Origin of the sequence: Corynebacterium sp. HMSC076D02 (assembly GCF_001813815.1) — a bacterium.
Classification (GTDB): Bacteria; Actinomycetota; Actinomycetes; order Mycobacteriales; family Mycobacteriaceae; genus Corynebacterium; species Corynebacterium simulans.
Window position 1 is genome coordinate 1 of record NZ_KV814027.1, and the last position, 709, is coordinate 709.

The 709-nt window shown below is 57.1% G+C and carries 1 pseudogene; it reads right to left on the minus strand.

Annotated elements, in window-relative coordinates:
- A pseudogene (locus HMPREF2935_RS13105) lies at positions 1–709 on the minus strand (IS21 family transposase); the annotation flags it as partial.

Consider the following 709-nt stretch of genomic DNA (forward strand, 5'->3'; position numbering starts at 1 on the left):
CGCGACTGGGCGTGATCGGCCTGGACGGCTGGCGTTTGGTTGAGGGTGTGACCGTTGCGGGCGATGTCGGCCTGAATCCGCGCGATGACCTGCATGTTGGGTGCCAGGCTATGGTCAATGACTTGCTGGCAGGCAGGCTCAAGCGTGGTCTTGTTGTGCTTGTTGCCCAGCTTGACGAGCACGTTGCGGGCAGTGTGTAGCCCGCGGGGTACGGCTTTGGCGTTGCGTTCCAAAATTGAGGAGACGACCTTGGTCGTTGCCGGCCCAAATGATGATGCTCGAGCAAGCAGCTCGTCACGGGTAAGAGGTTTGACCCCGGCAATGTCCTTATCCGGGGTATGGGCTGGGTCAGTGCAATAGCGGTACTTGAACCCGTGCATACGTGAGTGCTCTGCGACTAGGTCGTCGCCGTCGAAGATGCTCACCAGGCTGTTGGTCAGCCGTGCCCGCAGGGTTTTGCCGATGTATTGGAACGGCACTGAGTAGTACTGGTAGTCGCAGCAGATGTGCCAGTTACGGTCGACTTTGACGTTTCGCCAGGACACTTCCGTAAACGGGGTATCTGGTAAGTCACGCATCATGGGCGCTTCATCAGCATCAAACAACTCTTTACGGGTTATCCCATCGGGCCTAGGCATATTCATGTTGATGTCGTCGACGCGCTGGGCGATAGCCTCATTGAGTTCATCAAGACTGTAGAAGGTGATCC